Genomic DNA, 1,761 nt, shown 5'->3' with positions numbered 1-1,761 from the left:
TCCCGTAAAACCCCTGACGGTCGAGCCCGCGCCGCTATCGTCGGTGCGCATGGCGACAGTTGTCACTCGCCCGATCCGTCCGCTCAAGGGCGGAACCCCACGCCCGCCACCCCGGTCATCCGCTCGGGGTGCTCGCCGACCGTCTCCGGCTGGTCCGGGCGCCACTGCGGCAGGTAGACCACGCCCGGTTCGACCAGCTCGAAGCCGGCGAACATCCCGCTGATCTGCTCGTGGGTGCGCATGGTCAGCGGGGTCGGCGTCCTGCGGTAGAGCTCCTGGTGCTCCTCCGCCTGGTCCGGTCGGCCCTCCAGGGAGGCGTGCGAGAGGACCAGCGCGCTGCCGGGCGGGAGCGCGTCACGGAGCGTGCCGATCAGCTTCCACGGGTCCTCGTCGTCGGTGACGAAGTGCGCGACGGCGACCAGCAGGACGGCCACCGGCTCGCCCTGCGCCAGCAGGGCGGCCACCTCGGGGCGGGCCAGCAGGTCGTGGATGTCGCGCAGGTCGGCCTGGACGACCTCGCTGCCGGGGTCGTCCTCCAGCAGCAGGCGGCTGTGCGCGACGGCGACCGGGTCCCGGTCCACGTAGAGGACCGTCGCCTCGGGGCGGATCGCGCGGGCGATCTCGTGCACCGCGCCGAAGGTCGGGATGCCGGAGCCGATGTCCAGGAAGCGGGTGACGCCGCGCTCGGCCAGGAAGGACACGGCCCGCCGCAGGAAGGCCCGGTTGGAGCGCATGATCTGCGGCAGCTCCGGCCACAGGGCCATCGCCTTGCGCGCCATCTCCCGGTCGACCTCGAAGTTGTGCGAGCCCCCCAGGTAGTAGTCGTAGACCCGCGCGGCGTTCGGTTTGTCCAGGTCCGTGCCCTCCGGTACCCAGCTCGGTCGCCGCATGCCTGTGACTCCTTCACTCCGTTTTCCGGGGATGCAGCGCCTCGCGACAACTGCTGTGACAGACGAGACTACAAGCACACAAGATCCTCCCCTGCACCCCGAACGGCCGCAAGCGGAACACCTCCCTCCTGGCATGCGACGTTTACGGAGCGTTCGCCTCCCGTCTCACCGGCACCGGTCGCGTCGACAGCCGGGCCACCGTAGGGCCCGGGTGTCGGCGAGGGAACCCGACCGAAACGGGCCGGCTCCGGACCAGGGCGCCCTAGGGTGGGGCCCGTGGACCCCAACCACTACCGTTTCCGGGGCACGTGGCGACTCGCGGCGCCGGCGCCCGACGTGTACGCGGCACTGGAGGACGTACGGAGTTACCCGCTGTGGTGGCCCGAGGTCCTCGAAGTCCGGCAGACCGGCGAGGAGTCCGGGGACCTCGTGGTGCGCGCGCTGCTGCCGTACCGGCTGGTGATCCGCCTGGAGACCCGACGGCGCGACCCGGCCGCCGGAGTGCTGGAGGCGGCCATGCGGGGCGATCTCACCGGGTGGTCACGGTTCACCGTCACCTCGGACGGGCCGGGCAGCCGCGTGCTCTTCGAGGAGGACACCCGCCCCGGCAAACCCCTGCTGCGCCGCCTCGCGCTGCCCCTGCACCCGCTGTTCCGGGCCAACCACGCGGTGATGATGCGCCGGGGGCGGCGGGGGCTGGCGGCGCACCTGGGCAGCGGGGGCGGGCCGGCGAAGAGGTGACCACACGGCCGGTGGCGGCCAGGACCCGTCCGGCTCTAGTGTCCTGAGTCTCAGAAGCACTGCATAACTAGGACTTGGGGCTCGGCAAGCGGTTGAGGTAGCCGGCGAGGCGTTCGAAGATCTCGTCGGC

2 protein-coding genes are annotated in these 1,761 nt (G+C 71.8%); one reads left to right on the top strand and one right to left on the bottom strand.

Translation table 11 applies throughout. The features are described 5' to 3' along the window. Window positions 1-83: 83 nt before the first annotated feature. A complete protein-coding gene (locus tag ACFV61_RS35855; protein WP_063350062.1) occupies window positions 84-890 on the bottom strand; it encodes an SAM-dependent methyltransferase in 807 nt (268 codons plus the stop codon). A gap of 276 nt (window positions 891-1,166) precedes the next feature. Between ACFV61_RS35855 and ACFV61_RS35850 the strand changes: the two genes are divergently transcribed. Then, window positions 1,167-1,631 carry an SRPBCC family protein gene (locus tag ACFV61_RS35850; protein ID WP_063351550.1) on the top strand — a complete coding sequence of 155 codons (465 nt, stop codon included), beginning with the start codon at window positions 1,167-1,169 and terminating at the stop codon, window positions 1,629-1,631. Window positions 1,632-1,761 lie beyond the last annotated feature (130 nt).

It is taken from the genome of Kitasatospora sp. NPDC059817 (genome assembly GCF_042731835.1).
Classification (GTDB): Bacteria; Actinomycetota; Actinomycetes; order Streptomycetales; family Streptomycetaceae; genus Kitasatospora.
The sequence above is the reverse complement of the archived record's forward strand: the minus strand, read 5'-3'. Positions and strand labels throughout refer to the sequence as shown.